The 20,063-nt window shown below is 70.5% G+C and carries 19 protein-coding genes; 9 read left to right on the forward strand and 10 right to left on the reverse strand.

The window, feature by feature from the left end; all coding sequences use genetic code 11:
• Position 1 precedes the first annotated feature (1 nt).
• Both FOF48_RS25040 and FOF48_RS25045 read right to left on the reverse strand, forming a co-directional pair.
• On the reverse strand, positions 2–1,270 hold the full coding sequence (locus FOF48_RS25040) for a pitrilysin family protein (protein ID WP_143905335.1): 1,269 nt from the start codon (positions 1,268–1,270) through the stop codon (positions 2–4).
• 20 nt (positions 1,271–1,290) lie between these two features.
• Positions 1,291–3,294, reverse strand: a complete 2,004-nt coding sequence (locus FOF48_RS25045; protein WP_143905337.1) for a hypothetical protein — start codon at positions 3,292–3,294, stop codon at positions 1,291–1,293.
• A 417-nt stretch (positions 3,295–3,711) separates the two neighbouring features.
• Here FOF48_RS25045 and FOF48_RS25050 point away from each other — a divergent pair, with 417 nt between their 5' ends.
• Entirely contained in the window at positions 3,712–4,209 is a 498-nt protein-coding gene (locus FOF48_RS25050; protein ID WP_143905340.1) for a hypothetical protein, read from the forward strand.
• Here FOF48_RS25050 and FOF48_RS25055 read toward each other — a convergent pair.
• Both FOF48_RS25055 and FOF48_RS25060 read right to left on the reverse strand, forming a co-directional pair.
• Complete coding sequence (locus FOF48_RS25055) at positions 4,167–4,427, reverse strand: hypothetical protein (RefSeq protein WP_143905342.1); 261 nt, start codon at positions 4,425–4,427, stop codon at positions 4,167–4,169. The genes FOF48_RS25050 and FOF48_RS25055 overlap by 43 nt on opposite strands.
• Positions 4,424–5,566 (reverse strand): hypothetical protein, encoded by a 1,143-nt coding sequence (locus FOF48_RS25060; RefSeq protein ID WP_143905344.1) that lies wholly within the window; start codon positions 5,564–5,566, stop codon positions 4,424–4,426. Before FOF48_RS25060 ends, FOF48_RS25055 begins: the two co-directional genes overlap by 4 nt.
• A 212-nt stretch (positions 5,567–5,778) precedes the next feature.
• On the opposite strand from FOF48_RS25060, the gene FOF48_RS25065 reads away from it, so the two are divergent.
• From FOF48_RS25065 to FOF48_RS25075, 3 genes are all read left to right on the forward strand, one after another.
• Positions 5,779–6,690, forward strand: coding sequence for a hypothetical protein (locus FOF48_RS25065; RefSeq protein WP_143905346.1), 912 nt, complete (start codon positions 5,779–5,781; stop codon positions 6,688–6,690).
• Between the two features lie 40 nt (positions 6,691–6,730).
• Positions 6,731–7,801 carry an Ig-like domain-containing protein gene (locus FOF48_RS25070; protein WP_143905348.1) on the forward strand — a complete coding sequence of 357 codons (1,071 nt, stop codon included), beginning with the start codon at positions 6,731–6,733 and terminating at the stop codon, positions 7,799–7,801.
• A 76-nt stretch (positions 7,802–7,877) separates the two neighbouring features.
• Positions 7,878–8,891, forward strand: coding sequence for a hypothetical protein (locus tag FOF48_RS25075; protein WP_235685846.1), 1,014 nt, complete (start codon positions 7,878–7,880; stop codon positions 8,889–8,891).
• Positions 8,892–9,013: 122 nt separating this feature from the next.
• On the opposite strand, the gene FOF48_RS25080 is transcribed toward FOF48_RS25075, so the two are convergent.
• The 3 genes from FOF48_RS25080 to FOF48_RS25090 form a co-directional block, all read right to left on the reverse strand.
• Positions 9,014–10,432 (reverse strand): hypothetical protein, encoded by a 1,419-nt coding sequence (locus tag FOF48_RS25080; protein ID WP_186002060.1) that lies wholly within the window; start codon positions 10,430–10,432, stop codon positions 9,014–9,016.
• A gap of 42 nt (positions 10,433–10,474) precedes the next feature.
• Positions 10,475–11,977: an acetyl-CoA acetyltransferase gene (locus tag FOF48_RS25085; protein ID WP_143905353.1), complete on the reverse strand. Its 1,503-nt coding sequence runs from the start codon at positions 11,975–11,977 to the stop codon at positions 10,475–10,477.
• Between the two features lie 140 nt (positions 11,978–12,117).
• Positions 12,118–12,366, reverse strand: a complete 249-nt coding sequence (locus FOF48_RS25090; protein WP_143905354.1) for a hypothetical protein — start codon at positions 12,364–12,366, stop codon at positions 12,118–12,120.
• A gap of 427 nt (positions 12,367–12,793) precedes the next feature.
• On the opposite strand from FOF48_RS25090, the gene FOF48_RS25095 reads away from it, so the two are divergent.
• On the forward strand, positions 12,794–13,387 hold the full coding sequence (locus tag FOF48_RS25095; RefSeq protein ID WP_143905356.1) for a DUF2239 family protein: 594 nt from the start codon (positions 12,794–12,796) through the stop codon (positions 13,385–13,387).
• Entirely contained in the window at positions 13,384–14,409 is a 1,026-nt protein-coding gene (locus FOF48_RS25100; RefSeq protein ID WP_143905359.1) for an NADP-dependent oxidoreductase, read from the forward strand. Before FOF48_RS25095 ends, FOF48_RS25100 begins: the two co-directional genes overlap by 4 nt.
• A gap of 27 nt (positions 14,410–14,436) precedes the next feature.
• On the opposite strand, the gene FOF48_RS25105 is transcribed toward FOF48_RS25100, so the two are convergent.
• A complete protein-coding gene (locus FOF48_RS25105; protein ID WP_161666031.1) occupies positions 14,437–15,096 on the reverse strand; it encodes a DUF4328 domain-containing protein in 660 nt (219 codons plus the stop codon).
• A gap of 293 nt (positions 15,097–15,389) precedes the next feature.
• Here FOF48_RS25105 and FOF48_RS37255 point away from each other — a divergent pair, with 293 nt between their 5' ends.
• The 3 genes from FOF48_RS37255 to FOF48_RS25120 all read left to right on the forward strand — a co-directional run bounded on the left by FOF48_RS37255 (position 15,390) and on the right by FOF48_RS25120 (position 18,898).
• Positions 15,390–15,593 carry a hypothetical protein gene (locus tag FOF48_RS37255; RefSeq protein ID WP_235685847.1) on the forward strand — a complete coding sequence of 68 codons (204 nt, stop codon included), beginning with the start codon at positions 15,390–15,392 and terminating at the stop codon, positions 15,591–15,593.
• 87 nt (positions 15,594–15,680) lie between these two features.
• A complete protein-coding gene (locus FOF48_RS25115; protein ID WP_143905363.1) occupies positions 15,681–16,352 on the forward strand; it encodes a hypothetical protein in 672 nt (223 codons plus the stop codon).
• Between the two features lie 455 nt (positions 16,353–16,807).
• Complete coding sequence (locus tag FOF48_RS25120; protein WP_143905365.1) at positions 16,808–18,898, forward strand: spermidine synthase; 2,091 nt, start codon at positions 16,808–16,810, stop codon at positions 18,896–18,898.
• Positions 18,899–18,954: 56 nt separating this feature from the next.
• On the opposite strand, the gene FOF48_RS25125 is transcribed toward FOF48_RS25120, so the two are convergent.
• Both FOF48_RS25125 and FOF48_RS25130 read right to left on the reverse strand, forming a co-directional pair.
• Positions 18,955–19,776 (reverse strand): diiron oxygenase, encoded by an 822-nt coding sequence (locus tag FOF48_RS25125; RefSeq protein WP_143905367.1) that lies wholly within the window; start codon positions 19,774–19,776, stop codon positions 18,955–18,957.
• A gap of 12 nt (positions 19,777–19,788) precedes the next feature.
• Positions 19,789–20,010, reverse strand: coding sequence for a hypothetical protein (locus tag FOF48_RS25130; protein WP_255442627.1), 222 nt, complete (start codon positions 20,008–20,010; stop codon positions 19,789–19,791).
• Positions 20,011–20,063 lie beyond the last annotated feature (53 nt).

Raw genomic sequence — 20,063 nt, forward strand, 5'->3', positions numbered from 1 at the left:
GCTATCTCCGCCTCATCCGTGCGCCCGCCGTGGAGCGCAGGGGAAGGACGCTGGGGGTGAACAGCAGGTGGATGCGCCGGTCCTCACCCAACCAGCCCCCCACGGTCTGGGCCAGGCTCTCCGGGGTGAGCGCGGCCAGCGCGGCCTCCACTTCCGGCGAATACCAGGCCGGCGCATGCACGCTCGCCGCGAGCGCCTGCGCCACCTCCGCCGGGCTCCGGTCGTCCGCCCGCAGCCGGGCAAGCACCTCCGCCCGGGCGAGCGCGAGCTCCTCCGCGCCCACCCGCCCCTCGCGCACCGCCCGCACCTCCTCCAGCATGAAGGGGCCCAGGTCGAGCGCGGACGGGTCCCTCGCGGGCAGCGTCAGCACCAGTTGATCCAACCAGGGCGTCAGCAGCACCGACGCGTCCTGGGCATAGCCCACGCCCAGGCGGCGGAAGCGCTGCTCCATGCGCTGTCCGAGCAGGACGCCCACCACCCGCGCGGAAGCGGCCTGCCGGGCGTCGTTCAGCTCGATGGGGTAGGCCAGCAGGTTGATGTCGCTCATCGCCGGGAGCTTGAGGGTCACCGGGAGCTGGGGCTGCAAGCGCGTCACCGCCGACGGGCTCCCCCCCTTGAAGCGGGCCACGGTGCGCCGCAGCGCCTCCGGGTCGAAGTCCCCCGCGGCGATGACCACCGCGTTGCGCGGACTCAGCGGGCCCGCCATGTACGCCTGCACGTCGTGGTCCGAGAAGGACTGCACCGCCTGCGCGTTCGAAGGCACGGGCGCCTTGAAGCGCGGCTCCGGGGAGAGCACCTGCGCCAGCACCGACTCCAGGAAGTCATCCGCGACGGTCAGCGAGGGGTCCTGCCCGGTGCGCTCCAGGGCATCCTCCAGCCGGGCCGCGTCCAGCTGGGGTGCCAGCACCAGCGTCAACACGCGCTCGGCGAGCCGACCGAAGTCCTCGCGGGGAGCGCTCAGCGTGAAGCCGCTCTGCCGGAGGCCGGTCGACAACGTCAGCGTCGCGTTCGCGCCGAACAGCTCGCGCACCAGCGCGTCGTAGCGTCCCCGGCGGTTGGCCTCCAGCATCACGTGCTGGCACGCCAGGGTCAGCCCCGGCATGCCGCCCTCATCGAAGCGGCCCACGGAGAAGAGCACCTGGAGCGTGGCGCGCCCCGTCCCCGCGCGCGGCGCGAGCACCAGGCGCGCGTGCTCGGGCGACTCCCGCGAGCGCCGCACCTCGAACGGCGCGGCCGAGGCCACGGTCGCGCTCCACAGGGCCAACAGCATCCCTCCCCATCCCCACGCCTTCACGGTGCCTCCTTGCTCGCCTGCGCGTCGGCCCCCGGCGCCGGCGGTGACGCCGTGCGCTCCAGGCTCACGCGAGGTCCCGCCACCGTCTCCTCCACCCTCAGGCCGTGCAGCCCCGCCCGCTTGACGGTGAGCGCGTAGCGCGCGGCGCCCTCCTGCGTGTCGCGGCGGGGCCAGACGAGCCGCAGCCGCTGCGCCCACCACTCCTGCGGATGGCCTCCGTACAGCGCCTCCTCCACCGGCGTCGCGGAGACGCCCTTCGCCGCCAGGGCCCGCTTCACCATCGCCATGTCCGCCGCGGACTCCCAGCGAGCCTCCCGCTCCTCCGCGGACGTCGCTCCGTCCTCCAGTCTGGTATCTCCCTGGCCGACGGGACGCGAGCCCTCCCCCATCAACGTAGGGCGTCCCGCCATCCACCAGGACAGGTCCAGCCGCTTGCCCTGGGCGTCATGGGTGCTCCACTGCCCGTCCCGCAGGCCGTGCGCGTAGGCGCCCTCCACATGCGCGGTGCCGTTCGCGAAGAAGTGCTTGTAGGGGCCGTGAAGCTGTCCGGCCGCGTACGTCCGCTGTTCCAGCACCCGCCCGTCCGGGGTGAGGTCCTCCGCCACGCCTTCCAGGCGCCCCTTGAGGAAGTGGGCGCGAAACACCACCGCGCCCGTCTCATCGAGGGTGCGCCACTCGCCCTCCGGCACGCCGGCCGCGTATGCGCCCTCCGCGTGCAGCCGTCCCTCCCGGTCCCAGCGCGACCAGGCGCCGTCGCGCCGCCCCTGCGTGAACGCCTCCGCTTGGAGCAGCCGCCCCCGGTCGGTCCGCAGCCAGGAGGTTCCCTCCCGGGTCGCCGCGCCCACCACGCACTGGGACAGGACGTGGCCGCCCGGCATGGGCTCGCGCCGCACGGCCGCCCCCGGAGGACAGGTCTCCAGACCACTCCGCGCCAGCACCAACCCTCCCGCGGCGAGCCCCAACGCCGCGATCCACCCCGGCGCCCCCCAGGAGACGGGGAGGGCCGGCGGACGGGGCGCTCCGACCCGCGACGGAGTCCTCGGCCGGCCATGCCGCCCCCGGCTCAGCACATGGAGGACGCCCTCGCGCATCCACAGCGTCCCGCAGGCCGAGCACGGCACCACCGCGACGCCCTGGAACACCACGGTCGCGCACGCGCCTCCACACGAGGCGCACTTCGCGGGCCGGCCCCCGGGCTCCTCCAACGTCCTGCGCAGCGAGTCCGCGCCCAGCCCGCGCTCGGTGAGGACCTGGGCCTGATCCCTGGCGGAGAGCAGATCACCGCCGCACAGGTCGCAGTGGGCCCCCATCCGGCCCTCCGTCCAGAAGAGGGGCGTCACGACCAGGCACTCCGGGCAGTCGTAGCCCGCTTCCTGCCGCGCCACCTCCACGGCCGGAGCGCTGATGGGCTCCGCCTCCGCCGCGGCCCCCACGCCCTCCCCGCCGGCATCGTGAAGCGTCCACAGCGCGGCCCGCAGGAAGCCCCCCTGCACGCACAGGAGCACCGCGTCCGCGCAGAGCACGGCCAGGCCCCACCGTGGCGCGAGCGTCTGGAACTCCGCGACCAGCAGGAGCGCCACCACGCCCTGGAGCAGCACGACGCCCACCGCCCCTACCTTCAGCGCGCGCACCCGGGCGCCCGGCACCGAGGCCAGGACCCCCGCGAGCCGAGGCAGCCCCACCGGCAGCAGGCCCGCGATCAGCCCTGCCCCCAACGCCTCGCGCCTCGGGGCCGGAACGGCGCCACGCCCCCGGAGCGCGTGCACCAGGACCGCCAGGAACAGGCCCCATGCCCCCCACGGCACCAGCGAGAGCACCAGCCCCCCTGCCCGCGGCGGCGCGCCCCACGACCCAGGCCCCAACACCCATGCCTCCAGGAGCCGTGGCATCCACGCCGGAGAGGCAAGCTGCCCGAGCCGCGCGACCCCGAACACACCCGCCAGCAGCCCCAGGACTCCCGGCCACCAGCGCCCCCACCACGGCCCTGTTCCTCCGTCCACCGGCGGCCCCGTCCAGGCATCACACGCGGCGCACGAGCCCCCTGGCGGGCACGCCGCACCGCAGCGCCCGCAGGCGCCCCCCTCATTGGCTTGTAAAGACATTTCCCCTCTGGATGAGACGGCGCGCACTCTAGTCACACCGCCTTGTCGCAGGAAAAGTCACCTCCATTTCGCAAGCATCTCCGGGGAGGGATTGACCCGCCCGAAGCGCCTTGCCTATAGGTCCGCGCCCAGAGGGGGGACGGGTCCTGGGAACCCGAGCCCTGAAGATTCACTGGACTGTCTTTATTTCAGGGAAAACCCATGTCATTGCTCAGCAGAGGGTGGCCGTGGCTCGTTGGGGGCGCATGTCTTTTGAGCGCGCCCGGGGTCCTCGCCCAGGGGTGGAATGCGCCCCGCCCGTCGCATTGGAAGGCATTGCCCAACACCAGCGTGAAGGTGGGGGACTCCACGAATGAGGCCTCCGCGAGCACCCTCCCGGACAAGAAGGCCTTCTGCCAGGAGGTGAAGGCGGTGGTCCGCACCGCGGGCAAGGGCTTCAGCCCGTTGCGGGGGACCGCCCGGAAAGACAACACAGAGGATGTCTCCATCTGGGAAGCCACGAAGAGCGTCCAGGACTTCCGCTGCGCCGTCTACCACACGCGGGTGCTGGGGGATTACGTGTACTGCGTGCAGGCGCACCAGGACTGCAAGGCCGCGCAGGATGGCTTCTACCTCTTCTCCAGCTACTTGATGTCCACGTGCTACCCGGGGTGGAGCTGGCAGGACTCGCGGCTGAGCACGTGGGACAGCTATGCCCAGCGCCGGATGGTGATGGCCACCAATGACGAGGGATTGCGCATCTCCCTGGAGACGGGCCGCGCGAAGGACTCCTACTCCCGCTGCGAGCTGACGCTCACCTTCGAGTTGCTCTGAAGCCAGGCGTCCGCGAGCCCCGCGAGCAGGAGCACGGGCGCCGCCAGCACCGCGCCGAACCAGGCCAGCGCATAGCCCAGCCCGAAGCCCATGCTCCAGGGGCCGCCCACGACGGTCCCGGACAGCACGCCCACGTACTGGCGCCCTCCGCCCAGGTGCAGCGACAGGAAGACCGCGGCGATGCCCAGCGCGGTGAGGACGAACGGATGACGCATCATCGGCGTGACTCCAGGTGCGGCGCCCCCACGAGGCGCCAGAGGGGCCCTTCGACGAGCGAGTACAGCAGCACCGCGTCCGCGAGCGGATTGCCCGCGGCGAAGCGCAGCCCGGTGTCGTCGCGCACCGGGAAGGCCGCGAAGTGGAGGCTGGTGAGCAGCCCGTCCAGCGCCTGCTGATCCTCGAACGCCGCCGCGCCCACGAGCGCGAGCCCGCTGGACCCCGCGTTCGCGTTCACCCACGGAATCGTGGGCCCGGAGTCGATGTCCTGCACCGCCTCCGCGGACGCGGGCCACTCCGCCGCCCACGCGAACCCCAGCGCCTGTCCCAGGAGCGCGGCGCGCGCACGCTGGTACTGCTCGCGCGCGAAGTCCGCGTCCACCACCTGGAGCATGTGCGCGGCGAGCCAGAGCGTGGAGCCCTCCGGCCCATCCTTCACCTTCCCGTCGAAGGTGAAGCTCGACACGAGCAACCCGCTCCCCGCGTCCGTCAGGTGCTCCCGCGCGGACACCACCCACCGGCGCAGCAGCGCGCCATGGTCCCGCCCGTCCACCCGGTCCGACAGACGCACCGCCGCGAGCGCCACCGTGTTGCAGAACGTCCAGCCCTCGTCGGGATAGCTCTCCCCGGCGAGCACCGGGGCCCGCTCCAGTTGTCCGGTGATGAGGTCCACGCGCTCACGCAGCAAGGGGGCGTAGTCCGCTCGCGGCTCCACCGCCTGACGCGCGGCCAGCATCAACGCCAGCTCCCCATCCACGAAGAGGCTGCGCCCCGCGGCGTCCCGGAAAGGCGCTGCCTTCACGTAGGGCAGGAAGAAGGCCTCGGTCGCCTGGCGCTCGTCCCGCAGCGTCCGGGCGATGAGCACGTCCACGACGGACAGGTGCTCCTCCTTCCGCGCGGGCTCCGACAGCGCGAGGTTCACGAACGAGAGCACGGAGAAGGTGCGCACCATCAGGTCCCACTCCGGGTTGGTGCGGTGGAGCACGTCCCGCTCGGCGCTCGCCTCCTGGAGGGAGAACGCCCGCTGACGTGAAGCCAGCGCCCCGGCGAGGGCCGCCACATCCCGGGGACGGAACAGCCCGTGGAGCGTTGGGAGCCAGACCGCCACGGCCAGCGCCAGCAGCATGAGTTTGCGTCGCATGCCCGGGAGTATCGGCCTCCTGTCGCGCGGGCCCCGGGCCATGAGACTGGACGGTCGCCGCCACGGGATGAACGGTCGCGGCTCCCTGCGACGCGACGCGGGCAGCGAGCGGCGGCACGGAATGCGACAACCGATGTCCCGGACACCGGGGTCCAGGTGTCTCAAGCGCCATGCGGACATCTGTTTGGAAAAGCCTGGGAGTGGGGGCGTGTTTGCTGGGAGGGGGAATCGCCCGGCCCCCTTCCGCGGAGGCATGCTCTGGCCCCACCTGCGTCACGAGCACCATCCGCGCTCCGCTGCCCGCGGGAGCCGCGGTCCCCGCGAACGTGCCAGCCCTGGTGGTGCTACCACCGGTCCTGCAAGCCATCGACCCCATGGGCCTGCGCCTGAGGACGGCGGACGGCGCCAGCGTGGAGGCGAGCCTCCTCGCGGGGCCTCACAGGAGTGGGGTCCTCATCCCCGCCGCCCCGCTCGTTCCCGGGACCGGATACCTGCTGGAGAGCAACACCCCCTGCCGGGACATGCAGCCCTCTCCGGCCATCTCGGTGGCCTTCACCGCCGGACCGGCGGTCGCGCTCCCCACGGCCTCGGGCAGCCTGAGCGCGGGCGCGGAACAGCAGACGTCCTTCGAGGTCTGGGGCGGCGCGCTGTGCTCCGTGGGCGTGGAGGGCAGCGTGCTGCCCCTGCGCTTCACGCCAGCCCCGGAGCTCGTGCCCTTCCTGCCGTGGGTGCACTGGACGCTGGAGGTGGATGGCCAGACGTGGGCCACGGCTCCACATGGCGCGGTGGACGCGGCCGGTGGCGTCATGTCCCCGAACCGGTTCGGGTACCCGCATGACCTGCTGAGTGTCTACGCGGTCTGCCACCTCCAGCCTTCCAATGATCGACCCCAGGACAAAGGCATCCCACCCGGACAGCATGTGGCCACGCTGCGTCCGGTGCTCGAACAGTCCGCCACGCCGCTCCCAGCCCTGGAGATTCCCTTCACGCTGACGTGTCCGAAAGAAACCCCCGACCCCGTCCCCGGCGACAGGGGCTGCTCACAGGTGGGCGGGGGCCTCACCGCGCTCGGGGTCCTCGCCACGCTCGGGCTCTGGCGGCGCTCGCGCCAAAGCCGTCCCTGAGGGATGTCCCAACCCACCGGCCTCCGGTGTCCAATGGGGCATGCACGGACACGCTTGGACCTGGAGCGCGGTGGGGATGTTCCTCCTGGGGATGAGCACGCTCATCCCCACTTCGGCGCACGCCTGTGTCGCCCCCAACTGCATGGTGGGCGTCCGCTTCCCCCTCCCCGAGGACGGCGGCGCGGTGCCCGCGAACGTCCCCGGACTGGTGACGGCGCCACCGCTGCTGGAGAACGTGGATCCCGCCACCGTCCGGCTGCTCCTCCCGGATGGAACACCCGTGCCCGCGACCGTCACGACAGGGGCCTACCAGGCGCAGGTCCTGATCCCAGACGCGCCGCTGGAGCCGGGCACCACGTACCGCCTCGAGGCGAAGGGCGTCTGTCAGTTCCAGCAGACCGAGCTCGAGTCCACGACCTTCACCGCCGGTCCCGCCCTCCCCCTGCCCACCACCCTCGGCACCCTGACGGTGGACGAGCCGAGCCAGGGGATCTTCACCATGTATGGGGACTCGAACTGCGGCAACACGCGGGTGAGTGGCGACTCCACCCTGCTGCGCTTCCAACCATCGCGGGAGCTGGCGCCGTTCCTTCCGTGGATGCATTGGACGGTGGAGGTGGACGGCCAGCCCTGGGCATCCGTGAAGCACAGCGGCGTGACGTCCCTGGGTGAGAACAACGTCGAGTCCTATCTCTACCAATACAACCGGCGGCTGTTCTTCCTCTACACGGTCTGCGGCTACACGAGCTGCGCGGATTCCTACCACCAGCCGCCGACCAATGGCCTCGCGCCCGGACGACACCGGGCCACGCTCCAGGGAACCCTGGAGCACGCGGACCTCACGCTGCCGCCGCTGAGCGTGGACTTCGAGCTGACCTGTCCGCAGAAGATCGCCGGCGCCGGAGTCAGCCTGGGGGGATGCTCGGATGGGGGATACGAGTGGGGTGGGTTGGACGGGGGCGTCGATGGGGGGAGCACCGCGCCCAACGACCCGCCTCCCGAGCCGGAGACTTCCAAGAAGGGCTGCTCCCAGACCGGAGGCGGCCTGACGCTGCTCGGCCTCCTCGCGACGCTCCGGCTCTTGCGCCGCTCGCGCCAAGACCGTCCCTGAGGGATGTCCCAACCCACCGGGCTCCCGTGTCCTAGAGAGCATGCACGGACACGCTTGGACATGGAGCGCGGTGGGGATGTTCCTCTTCGGGATGGGCGCGCTCATCCCTCCTTCGGCGCAGGCTTGTGTCGCCCCCAACTGCAGGGTGGACGTCCGCTTCCCCCTCCCCGAGAAAGGCAAGACGGTGCCCGCGAACATCCCGGGCCTGGTGACCGTGCCTCCGCTGCTGGAGAGCGTGGATCCCACCACCGTCCGGCTGCGCCTCCTGGATGGGCCGGCCGTGCCCTCGACCGTCACGACGGGGGCCCACCAGACGCAGGTCCTGGTCCCGAACGCACCACTGGTTCCGGGCACCTGGTACCGCATCGAGGCGAAGGGCGTCTGCCAGTTCCAGGAGACCCGGACCCAGTCCGCGACCTTCTTCACCGGACCCGCCCTCCCCCTGCCCACGACCGCCGGCACCCTGACGGCCGACCCGCCGACGAATGGGGCCTTCCCCCTGTATGAGGATTCAAGCTGCGGCAGCAGGTGGGTGAGGGGCGATTCCACCACGCTGCGCTTCACACCATCGCCGGAGCTGGTGCCGTTCATGCCGTGGGTGCATTGGACGGTGGAGGTGGACGGCCAGCCGTGGTCCTACGCGAAGCACGGCGGGCTGACCTCCACGGGTGAGGACGACTCCGAGTCGTATCCCTACGAATACAACCGGCGGCTGCTCTTGCTCTACACGGTCTGCGGCTATGCGGGCTGTGGGGCTTCCCACGAACAGCCACCCAACAGTGGCCTCGCGCCCGGATGGCACCGGGCTACGCTCACGGCGACGCTGGAGCAGGCGAGCCTCGCGCTTCCGCCGGTGAGCGTGGACTTCGAGCTGCCCCCCTGTGAGGCGCGGTTCGCGAACATGGGAGCTGGCGTGAGGGGCTGCGCGGATGGTGGGCCCGTGGACCCGCTCCCGCTCCCGCCCCCGCTCCCCGAGTCTGGGGACTCCAAGAAGGGCTGCTCCCAGACCGGGGGTGGCCTGACGGTGCTCGGCCTCCTCGCCACGGTCCGGCTCTGGCGCGGCCGGAGCTCGCGCCGCGCGAACGCCTGAGCGGGAGGAGGAAGCGCTCCAGGGGCAGGGCTCGAACCTGCGTCCAGCCGGACTAGAGCCGACCGCTCTACCACTGAGCTACCCTGGAGCCCCGCCAGCATGGAAGGGCCGGGCCCCGGGCGTCAATCGCGGGCCTTGTCGTCCGCGTGGACGACCCGCACCGAACCCGCCGCGTCGCGCTCGACGCGCACGGCCGGCGCATCTTCAGGCAGGGGCTCCACGTCCTTGCCGGAGAACCACCCCGCCTTGCGCAGCATCGAGGCCAGCTCCGGGTGCGAGACGACGACGCCGTGCACCAGCTCCGGCGTCGGCTTGAAGGGCACGGCGCGGCGGCCGTGCCTCGGAAACGTCCAGTGCTTCGCCTCGGGGTCCACGCCATGCGCGCGGCACACCGCCACCACCTGGGCGCGGGTGCAGGACACCTTGCCGGAGAACACCTCCCACGGCGCCGGGAGCGCGGCCCACACGAGGGTGTCGGGCTCCAGTCCTCCGCCATCCGCGCGGTGCCATGCCGCCACGTCCGCGGCCATGAGGCGCATCACCTTGCCGAAGCACAGCTGCTCGGCGACGTCCGCCATGCCCAGCGCATGCACCAGCGCCAGCCACCCCTGCCGCGACGCGTTCCAGGCGCCCGCGAGCGCGTTCCAGGTGCTGGAGTCATCTCCGCGCGACACCACCATCGTGGCGCGGTTGAACTGGCTGCGCGCCCAGGTCCGCTCCAGCAGCCGCGCCAGCTCCCCGAGCACCGCCGTCCACGTCCCGAAGAGCGCCAGCCGGTCCGCGCCATCCAAATGCCGCACGATGTCCAGGTCCGGCATGACGTGGGCGATGGCGAGCCAGCCCTCCCGGCAGGGCGCGCGGAGGAAGCGCGTGAGCAGCATGCGAGCCACGTCGTCGAACGGCGCGTCCTGCGATTGCGAGGTGAAGACGCTGCGGCGGTTGCAGCGGGCGGAGAAGTAGGCCACGAAGCACGCGGCCTCCCGCGAGGCGGCGAAGTCCGTCCAGCGGATGCGCGTGGCCAGGCTCGACTTCGCGATGCGCATCGCCTCGTACTTGCGCTGCTCCATCGCCAGCCGCTCCACCTTGCGCTCGAAGCGGCAGACGAAGCGGAACAGCTTGTTGTAGCGCCGCCGCGACACCTCCATGCCGGAGGCCTTGCGCTCCTTGCGCGACAGCCGGTCCTCCGAGAAGTCGCTCCGGCCGGGCGTCTTGTGGATCTCCTCCGCCAGCTGGCGCACCAACACGCGCACCTTCTCCACGTCCGCGCACTCCGCCGGACTCAGCGCCCGGGCGGTCTGGAAGAGCTCCACCGCCTTGCGCGCCTGCCGCTCCGGGGCGACGGGGCGGTCGAAGTCCTCGGCCATGGAGGTGAGCTCCTGGAGTCCCCGCCGCAGCGCGCCGCGTGCCGCGCGCTCCAGCACCGCGTGCTCCGCGAGGGAGAGGTCCTTCGCCAGTTGCAACACCAGGTCCGCCACGTCCTCCGGTCGGGGGCGCGCCTGGAGCGAGTCGAACAGGGCCTGGAGCACGGGCGTCGAATCCATGAGACCCACGATGATGCCAGCGGACGCCCTCCCTCGCGAAGGCTATGCCCGCCGCCAGAGGACGTCCCCGTCCGGACTCGCGACGGCATGACCGGCGCTCCCCACGGGCTCCTCCTTCCCGTCGCACAGGAAGTCGATGCTCGCGGCGTCCCGCGCGGGGACCTTCGCGAGGAAGCGCTCCCCCGACGCACCGCGTCCGACGATGACCCCGAACGTCGGCGTGCCCTCCCGCGCGTGGAACACCGTGTAGGTCTCCACGGTGCCAGGCCCGGTGTAGTCCTCCACGAAGGGGGGAATGGGCCCGCGCGCGGCGTCCGCCTCCGCCTGACAGTCGGATGAACAGGGGCGCGCCCCGGCGGGAAGCGGCTCCCGCGTGAGCACCAGGGCGTGGTTGTACGTCGCGAAGCCGCCGTTGCCGAAGAGCAGGCCGTGGCGGCCCTGTTCGCGCAGCCGTTGCACCATGAGGACCACCGCGTGGCTCATGGGGTTGGCGATGGGGGCGCCTCCGAACGTCAAGCCGCCGAACACGGTGGCGGGCTTCTCCAACGGCCAGCCCAGCACGCGGCGCGCCATCTTCGGCACGCAGGGGAAGCAGCTGTAGAGCTCCACGTGGTCCAGCGCCTCGGGGGTCAGCCCGTTCAGCGTCAGCGCGCGGCGCAGGGTGACAGCCATGCTCGGTGAGCGCGCGTAGCCATCTCGCGCGAGGAAGTCCTCGGGCTCATGCGCGGCGGCCCCCCGCCCCACGTACACGAGGCGGCCTTCCGGCACGCCCCGCGCGAGCGCGTTCTCCAGGCTGGTGACGAGGAACCCCGCGCCCTGATTGACCGAGCTGTTCGCCACCATCCGCTTGAGGTACGGAAACGCGATGGGGCGGTTGGCCGCCGAGGGCGTGAGGATGTCCTCGACCGACGCGGGCTCGCGGAGCCACGCGCCTGGGTTGCCAGCCGCGACCTGGGAGAACCGCGCCCAGAGCTCCCCGCTCTCCCGCTGCGCCTCCGCCAGCGACAGCCCGTCCGCGGCGCGGCCGGCGTTCTCATAGAGGGGATAGACGTCGATCGGCGTCAGGAGTCCATAGCGCCGCCGGTAGGCCTCGCGAGCGTGGACGCCAATGGTGCTCGCGGCGTTGTGCGCGGAGGGCGCGTCGCCCGCGGACAGGGCCGCGCGCCGGGCCGCCGTGCGCAGCGCCTCGCCGCCCACGACCGCCGCGACCTGGATGTCTCCGGCGGCGATCCGGTTGGCGGCCTCGTCGAGCAGCCGCACCGGGCTGTCGCCGCTGGCCTCCGCCGTCTGCTCACGCAGGCGCGGACGGGCCCCCAGCCGCTCCGCCAGCGAGAGCGACAGCTCCCCCACCTGCCGGAACGAGAGCTGATCAACGACGGCCAGCGAGTCGACCCGCGTCAGCCAGCCGCCGCCCGCGTCCGCGTCCGCTGCCCGGAGCGCGGCCTCCATCAGGCCTTGCGAGTCCAGCCCCCGCAGCGGGTCCTCGGAACGGTCGTTGACCTGCCCCACGCCCACGATGACGGGAATCCTGCTCGCGTCCTTCATGTCTCGGCTCCTTGTCCGCCCTGCCCTGCTCCCACGGCGGGGCCGCCCGGTCAATGCCGGCGCGGCATGTCAGCGAGGCGGGACGCGGGAGTCCTCTCCACCCAGGGCGCGAATGACAGACGCCCTGGGTGGGGCCAGGGTCAGATCCTGGACCAGGTGGAGGAGGTCCCGCTGAAGTACTCCGTCATCGAGGAGCCATCCGAGGTGACGACGATGCTGACCGGCACCCAGACGACGGAGCCGCCAGAGCAGATGCCACACTCGCCCGAGAAGGTATTGGCGCCCGTCTTGACGAGCCCTCGGAAGCTCTGTGACCCCACGGACCAGCAAGGGAAGCCCGAGGCGACGACCGACATATAGCCGTTGCCGCTCGCATCGATGGTCTGCACCCAGCCCCCATTCCACCAACTCCCAATGACCGAGTCTCCCGGCGTCAACACCGCCTGCTGGGTGCTCGCGATGTCTGGATTTTCAGACTCGACCCCAGGCCCGCCGCAGGCCAGGGCAAGGAAAGAGACCAGGGCAACGACAACGCTCGACGGCTTCATTCTTGAACTCCCCCAATGGGCGACAGCCATTCAGCCCATACCCAAACACATACGCCACCCACCAAGACATCCCAAGCACAACCTTCCTCCGCACCCCAGAGCCACCAAACTCCCCTTCAAGACGCAACTATTGACCCGCCAGACACAGAGGCTTGCCTTGACCGACCTGCCCCCCGCCCGGGCCCCACCGGCCCGTATTACCCGGGTACAATTGACACCCAATTTGATCCGGGTAATATTCCGGACACACTCCTCTCCGGATGCCACCATGCCTTCCCCTTCCGCCACCTGGACCGCCTTCGCCGGACAGCGCCTGATTGCCTCCGGGTCGCCCGCGGAGGTCGTCGCCGCCGCCCGGCGTGCGCTCGATGCGGGCACCACTGAAGCCCTGCTGCTGTTCGACGACGCGACCGGGCGGACGGTGGACTTCCACCTGCGTGGCTCGCTGGAGGACGTGCTCGCGCGTCTGCGCCCCACCCCGGACCCGGCGGCGGATGCCACCGAACCCCGGGGACCCGGACGCCCGAAGCTGGGCGTGGTGGCGCGTGAGGTGACGCTGCTGCCCCGGCACTGGGAGTGGCTGTCCCAACAGCCCGGCGGCGCCTCCGTGGCGCTGCGCAAGCTGGTGGAGGCCGCCCGCGCCAACAGCGGTGACGCCGACCGCGTCCGGCAGGCCCAGGCCGCCACCGACCGCTTCATGACCACGATGGCCGGCAACGCCCCGGGCTACGAAGAGGCCGCCCGCGCGCTCTACGCGAGCGACCGCACCCGCTTCAACAAGTGGACCCGAGCGTGGTCGGATGACATCCGCGACTGCGCCCGCCGGCTCGCGGCCCCTGTCTTCGCGAAGGAGGCCCCTTGAGTACGCCCCTCAACCGCCAGTGGGTGCTGAAGGCCCGTCCCCTCGACGAGGTGTCCGACGCCTGCTTCGAATGGCGCCACGCGCCCGTGCCCACTCCGGGTCCCGGAGAGGCGCTCGTGCGCGTCGTCTGGCTCTCCATCGAGCCCACGCAGCGCACCTGGCTCAATCCGCGCGCGACGTACATCCCACCCGTCGCGCTCGGCGAGGTGATGCGCGGGGTGGGCGTCGGGCAGGTCATCGCCTCTCGTTCGGAGCGGCTGTGCGTGGGCGACTGGGTGACGGGCATGACGGGCTGGCAGGACTACGCCCTGGCGAAGGACGCGGGCCTCTTCGGCTTCAACCCCGTGCCGGACGGCATCGACCCGAAGGCGATGCTGAACCTCTACGGCGCCAGTGGGCTGACGGCGTACTTCGGCATGACGGACGTGGGCCGCGCCGCGCCGGGCGAGACCGTCCTCGTGTCCGGCGCCGCGGGCAGCGTGGGCTCCCTCGCCGGGCAGGTCGCACGGCTCCGCGGCTGCCGCGTCATCGGCATCGCGGGCGGGGCGCACAAGGCCGACTGGGTCACTCGGACCGCCGGGTTCGACGCCTGCATCGACTACAAGTCCGAGGACGTCCGGGCGCGCCTCCAGACGCTGGCCCCCAGGGGCGTGGACGTCTTCTTCGACAACGTGGGCGGGCCGGTGCTGGAGGCGGCGCTGGACCACCTCGCCCGGGGCGCGAGGGTGGTGCTCTGCGGCGCGGTCTCCTCCGGCTACAAGGACCACGACTACGGCGCCACGCCGCGCAACTACATGCAGCTGGGCTTCAAGCGGGCGCGGATGGAGGGCTTCATCTTCCTCGACTACGTGTCTCGCTTTCCGGAGGCCTTCCGCGAGCTGTCCGCCTGGGCCGCCGGGGGAAGGCTCGTCCACGCGGAGTCCATCGCGGAGGGGTTGGAACACGCGCCGTCCGCCCTGCGCGGCCTGTTCGAGGGCAGGAACCTGGGCAAGCAGCTGGTCCGCGTCACCGGCGCCCCCTGAGTTCCTCCACGACCGGCGCCCCTCGAATCACGCCGCTGTGGCTTCGTCTTCCGCAATGGGGGTGTCCACGCCCTCCAGGCCCTCGCGGCGCTGGTCCATTCGCGCCTGCAGGGCCTTGACGATCTGCACGCAGGCGAGCGCGGTGCCCGCGGAACAGAGCGACATGAAGATGGCGAACACCAGGCTGGCGGATGAAGGCACACCCTCGACGGTGCCCATCTTGCGGACCACCCGCTGGTCCACCTGCTCCAGGACCCGGGCCAGGAGGTTCGCCCCCCACCACAGGGAGAGCGGGAGCGACGCGGCGAAGTGGGCGCCCCCCGCCTTCTCCGCGATGTCCTTCATGAGCTGGTAGGGCTTCACCCAGTTGAGCAGGGGAATCAGCCACATCCAGACCGCCATGGCGGGGGTCGTCTCCAGGTCCGCCCCCTGGGCCTTGAGCTGACGGACGACCCGGTGGACCCACATCAAGAAACCGACCTGGGCGGCGAGGGCGAAGAGCAGCGACAGGTACGTCACGCCATCCACGAGGGGCCCCGGGACCCGACCTGACTCCTCCAACGCGATGAAGACCCAGAAGAAGAGGGGGACCTTCAGCAAGGAGACCCCGGCGGCGACCTCCAGCAGGCGGAGGGTCCACCGCGCGCGGGCGCGGGAGTCCGGCACCGCCAGCACCGACAGCCGCACGCAGTCACGGCATTGGCCTCCGTCGTGCTCGCACCAAGAACAGACATACCTTCCGCAGCGCTCACAGGTGCGCACCGCCTCCCGGGCGGGATGGTGTGGGCATCTGGGCTGGGACTCAACTTCCCCCTCGACAGCACTGAGCATGATGAAAGTGATTACGACGCTTCTTCAACCCTGAGTCAACCCAGGCCCGAGCCGCTGCGCTTCTTCCGGGTAGGCAGTGGCTGGATGTACCTCTTCCGCCTGGAACCCGGCACCGCCACACCGGCGAGGTAACTGGCCCGGGCACGTATGTGTATGAGCCGCCCGGCAGCGAGGACAGCTGGCAGGCCGTGGGCGACGAGCCCGTGGTCCTGCTCGTCACCGTGAAGGGCGCCATCGAATCCCTGGACGACCGCGGGCAGGTGCTCCGCGGCGTGACGACCGCGAACCGGCTGGAGACGGACCGCCGCTGGTGCCAGGAGCACGGCTCGGAGCTCCTCGCCACCCTCGAATAGCCCGACGGAAACGAGGTTGTCGTGGCCCTGGGCCCCTGGCACAAGGTACGGATCCGCCCATCGCTCCCAACGAAGGAAGGCTCACCCATGCCCCCCAGGCCCACCCCACCCGCCCAGATCCAGGAGGCCCCCGCGCCCCTGCGTGAGTTCATCGAGGTGCTGCTCACGCTCGACGTGGAGGAACCGTGGGCCGAGCCCACGGAGGTGAAGCAGTCCGGCGCTGCGCCGTGGAGACCGGCCCAGCCCTACACCCTCGTGAAGGGGCCCCTGGAGGTCGAAGGCAACGTCCTCGTGGAGGCGGCCGGACACGACCAGGGCGTCCTCGTCGTCTTCGGCGATGTCACGTGCCGCAACCTCTACGTGGGCGTCGGCTTCTCGTTTGTGTGCACCGGGACGCTGCGCGTGAAGGAGGCGATTGTCGCGACCGCCGCGGACAGCGTCACGTACGTGGCGGGAGCGGTGGAGGCGCGACTGCTCGACTCCGGCTCGGGCGCGTGGCTCACGCTCTTTGGCGATCCGTCCCTGCTGCGCGTGGAGCACCTCACGTACTACGTGATGCACGGGAAAAAGCCCATCAAGTCCCCTCCTCCTCCGGACCTGCGCACGCTCGTCGTCCCGGAGGTGCTGGACCTGGAGGAGTGGGAATCGCTCTCGCCGGAGGAGCAGGCGGATGAGCAGCCCGAGGACCTCATCAAGCTCGACAACCGCGCCGCCAGGAAGCGCCTCGGGAGCGGCGCCAGCCTCTTCCAAGACCCCTGAAACGGCGGAGCCGGCGACGCGGGGCCGGCGGCAGGCGGGCCTGCCGCCCGCCTGCATCATGGGACGACGAGGCCGGGGAGCCGCGATGGATGAACCGGCCCTCCACATCGCGCTGGGTGACTGCTTCGACGGCCATCTTGATTGAAGTCGGAGCCATGGGGCGGCAGGAGCGGGACGCCCGCGTTGGCTGCTCGAATCGCCTCCTTGCCGCCTGTCTCGCGCTTCAGCCGGAGGACCCGTTTCACCGTGGCCCGGCCTCCGCGAAATGGCTCCGCCAATTCCTCGCACGTCTTGCCGCGCACCTCGAGAATGCGTCGACGTAAGCCATCGGAGATCGGTCGGGTCATCCCCCGAGCGGACAGCGAACGGACCTCCAGCAGGAGGAACGGCGGGGGGCTTGCTAGCGAGATGCCCCACTGGGATAACCGACCCGTCCGACTTTGAACGGGAAAAAAATGGAAGCCTCTCCCCGGAAACCCCTCGCCAGTACCTACATCGGCGCTCTTTTTCATCTCTGGGTCTTCCTGGGCTCGTTTCTCCTCTTCCAAGTCGAACTCATCCTCGCAAGGCGGCTGCTTCCCTCGTACGGCAGCAGCGCGGCCATCTGGACGACCTGTCTTGTTTTCTATCAAGCCATCCTGGTGCTCGGATACTTCTACTCGAGCCGGGTGACGCTGGCGGTTCAGCAGGGAAGCTATCGCTGGGCACATCTGCTCTTCGTGTTGATCGCGGTGGTCGTCTTCCCATTCCGACTGCATCACTTCGACCTGCCTCCTGTCGCAGCCATTCTCCTGACGTTGACGCTCTCCCTGGGATGGCCGTTCCTCGCCCTGTCGACAACCAGCGTCGTCGCACAAGGGTGGTTTACAAGAACGGAGCACCCTTCGAGGGCCGACCCGTTCTTTCTCTATGGGACCTCCAACGCAGGGGCACTCCTGGCGTTGCTTTCCTTCCCATTCCTGGTGGAACCCGCACTCGACCTCGAAGAGCAACTCCTGGCCTGGTATGTCGGGTACGGGTGTTTCGTTCTCCTGTCGTGCCTCTGCATCTTGTGTGTTCGCGCTGGAGCGCCCGCCGACAGGACGAAGGAAGCCATCCCCATCGCGGAGCCCGCCCCCCAGGTGCCGCGTGCATCACGAGTCACCTGGATGCTGCTCTCCGCGAGCGCCAACGCCCTGCTGCTTGCGGTCACGAACGTCCTCACCCTGGACGCATCCATCCCGCTGCTGTGGATCCTCCCCCTCTCACTCTACCTGCTGACCCTCATCATCTGCTTTTCCAAGCGCCCTCCCACCCCAACGGGGCTGAACCGTCTGGCGATAGGGAGCCTCGCCATCGCCTTCATCGCGGCCCTCTTCGCGTTGGCACGAGCACAGACATCCCTCCCCTCACTGGTCCTTCACAGCACCGTGCTGTGGGTGGGCTGTCTGCTGATGCATGGAAATCTCGTGTGGTGCCGCCCAAGCGACCCACGCCTCCTGGGCTCATTCTACCTCCACGTTTCGCTCGGCGGACTGGCCGGGACGCTCTTGCTTGCGCTGGTGGTCCCGCTGACGCTGGGCTCCCTGGCGCTTCCCTATCTGGATCACAGCCTGGCCGGCCTTCTTCTCCTGGGAGGGCTGGCTGCGCGCGATGTGATGCGTCAGGCCCAAGGGGTGCCACGCCCGAAGCTCGCACCCTATGTTTCGGGAGGGGCAGCGCTCTTCATCATCGCCATCCTCGTGCTCTCCGGATGGCTGCTCTCCCGCGGGCGAGTCGAGGGTTCCCGAACCTTCTATGGTCACTACACCGTCAAGGACACAGGAACCCTGAGGCTGTTTCAACACGGCAGCACCGTTCATGGCGTGGAGGACCTTCGCCCAGGTGAACGCGGAGAGCCGCTCTCGTACTACCACCGGGGCTCCGCCGTGGGTCGCGTGCTAGCCGTCGGGGGCGTTGGACGCAGTCAGGTCGCCGTGGTGGGGCTTGGCATTGGGAGCCTCGCGGCCTACGGCCGGCGCGGCGAATCCTGGGACTTCTACGAACTCGACCCCGAAGTCGAACGACTCGCCCGCCAGCACTTCAGCTTGCTCAACACCAGTCAGGCACACATCCGCGTGCTCACAGGCGATGCGCGCTTGCGAATCCAGGAAGCCGAAGCGCATCGCTACGACATCATCGTCCTCGATGCCTTCTCCAGCGACTTCGTTCCAACGCATCTGCTGACCCGTGAAGCCCTGGACCTCTATCTCCAGAAGCTGAAGCCGGGTGGACTCCTGCTCTTCCACGTCTCGAGCCGGCTGTTCAACCTCATCCCTGTCCTCACCCGCCTGAGCGCCGAGCTGAGAATCCAGGGGCTCGTCAGTCAAAACGAGACCCTTACCGCCGACGAGCTCGCGACCGGTCGTTCTCCCAGTGTCTGGTTCGCGATGAGCCCTGACAGCACGACCATCGGCATCCTCGAACAAGAGCTTCAATTCCAGGCGGTCAAGGCGTCTCCCGCCATGATGGGTCGGCGGGCCTGGACCGACAACTACGTCAATCTCCTGCACGCACTCGCCCGATAACGTCGAAGGGCAGCCAGACCGACCTCACCAGGTCCCATGGCGGCGGGACCAGGGCCTCAGGGCACGCGGATGCCGTGGCGCAGGAGCGGCGCCCGCACCTGCGTCTCCGCCGTCTCGCGGCTCACCGCGATGTAGTCCTGGGACTCCATCCAGCCCAGGTCCGTCACGTGCTCCAGCAGGAACCCCTCGCGGGTGACGCCGTCCTTCGTGGTGCTGCGAAGCCGCTCCCAGAGCGGCGCCTGGGCGTCCAGCGCCTCGCGCGCCACGCGCCCCAGCCGCTCCTTCTCCGCGGCCCCCAGCTCCGGGGCAATCCACTCCAGGTACAGGAACCCGAGGCGGCCATGCAGGGCCTCTTCCTGGACGAGCGTCGTGAGCACGGCGCGCGTCAGCGGATGCGACGTCGCGCGCAGGCACCCCGACAAGAGCGCGAAGGAGAGCGTCTCCCCCACGCAGCACACCCGCACGAGGAGCTCGCTGGCGCGCTGGAGGAAGGTGAGCGAAGGGTCGAACGCCACGGCGAAGCTCGCCGGGTCATAGGCAAGTCGGGCGCCGCCCCCCAGGGCCATGGCCATCCGCGCGCACAGCTCCACGTGGTGGACCTCCTCCGCGGGGAAGCGCGCCGCCAGGCTCCAGAGGTCCAGCGGGACACGCGCCTCGCCCATCACCTGCACCAGCTGCCCCATCACCGTGGCGCTCCCGAACTCGTTGAGCGCGCGCAGCGTCCACGAGTGCCGGGCCCGCTCCACCAGCAGCGGCGGATAGCGGGAGGGCTCCAGCGACGCCCAGGGATAGCGCTCGGCGACGTTCCCCGAGGCCCGCTCGTGCAGCGCCAGCGCGGGGCCGTCCGTCAAGTCGATTTCAAAGAGTTCGGGAGCCATGGCTCGCGGCCTCTAGGGAATCAGGATGGATCCGCCGTCCGCCCCGGCGTCGGGACCCGCGTCGACGCCCGCATCCAGGTGGTTGCTCCGGTCGCAGCCATCCTGAAAGCCGTCGTCGTAGTTGCAGGGGGCCGGATTCGTGGTCATCAGGGAACCGCACCCGGCGGCCGCGAGGGTCATGCCCACGGCGGAGGCCGTGAGCAGCGCCCGGCCGGCGCGGCGGCGACCCGCCATGGCGGGTTCGGACGGGATGGGAGGAGACGCAGGGTCCGGCTTCCGGGGGAAAT

Origin of the sequence: Corallococcus sp. Z5C101001, assembly GCF_007352635.1 — a bacterium.
Lineage (GTDB): Bacteria > Myxococcota > Myxococcia > Myxococcales > Myxococcaceae > Corallococcus > Corallococcus silvisoli.

Coding starts and splice junctions, on each gene's coding strand:
- FOF48_RS25040 (WP_143905335.1), bottom strand. CDS start 1,270: ATGCTGTTGGCCCTGTGGAGCGCGACCGTGGCCTCGGCCGCGCCGTTC.
- FOF48_RS25055 (WP_143905342.1), bottom strand. CDS start 4,427: ATGATGCGTCATCCGTTCGTCCTCACCGCGCTGGGCATCGCCGCGGTC.
- FOF48_RS25060 (WP_143905344.1), bottom strand. CDS start 5,566: ATGCGACGCAAACTCATGCTGCTGGCGCTGGCCGTGGCGGTCTGGCTC.
- FOF48_RS25070 (WP_143905348.1), top strand. CDS start 6,731: ATGCACGGACACGCTTGGACCTGGAGCGCGGTGGGGATGTTCCTCCTG.
- FOF48_RS25075 (WP_235685846.1), top strand. CDS start 7,878: ATGTTCCTCTTCGGGATGGGCGCGCTCATCCCTCCTTCGGCGCAGGCT.
- FOF48_RS25080 (WP_186002060.1), bottom strand. CDS start 10,432: ATGGATTCGACGCCCGTGCTCCAGGCCCTGTTCGACTCGCTCCAGGCG.
- FOF48_RS25085 (WP_143905353.1), bottom strand. CDS start 11,977: ATGAAGGACGCGAGCAGGATTCCCGTCATCGTGGGCGTGGGGCAGGTC.
- FOF48_RS25095 (WP_143905356.1), top strand. CDS start 12,794: ATGCCTTCCCCTTCCGCCACCTGGACCGCCTTCGCCGGACAGCGCCTG.
- FOF48_RS25115 (WP_143905363.1), top strand. CDS start 15,681: ATGCCCCCCAGGCCCACCCCACCCGCCCAGATCCAGGAGGCCCCCGCG.
- FOF48_RS25120 (WP_143905365.1), top strand. CDS start 16,808: ATGGAAGCCTCTCCCCGGAAACCCCTCGCCAGTACCTACATCGGCGCT.
- FOF48_RS25125 (WP_143905367.1), bottom strand. CDS start 19,776: ATGGCTCCCGAACTCTTTGAAATCGACTTGACGGACGGCCCCGCGCTG.
- FOF48_RS25130 (WP_255442627.1), bottom strand. CDS start 20,010: ATGGCGGGTCGCCGCCGCGCCGGCCGGGCGCTGCTCACGGCCTCCGCC.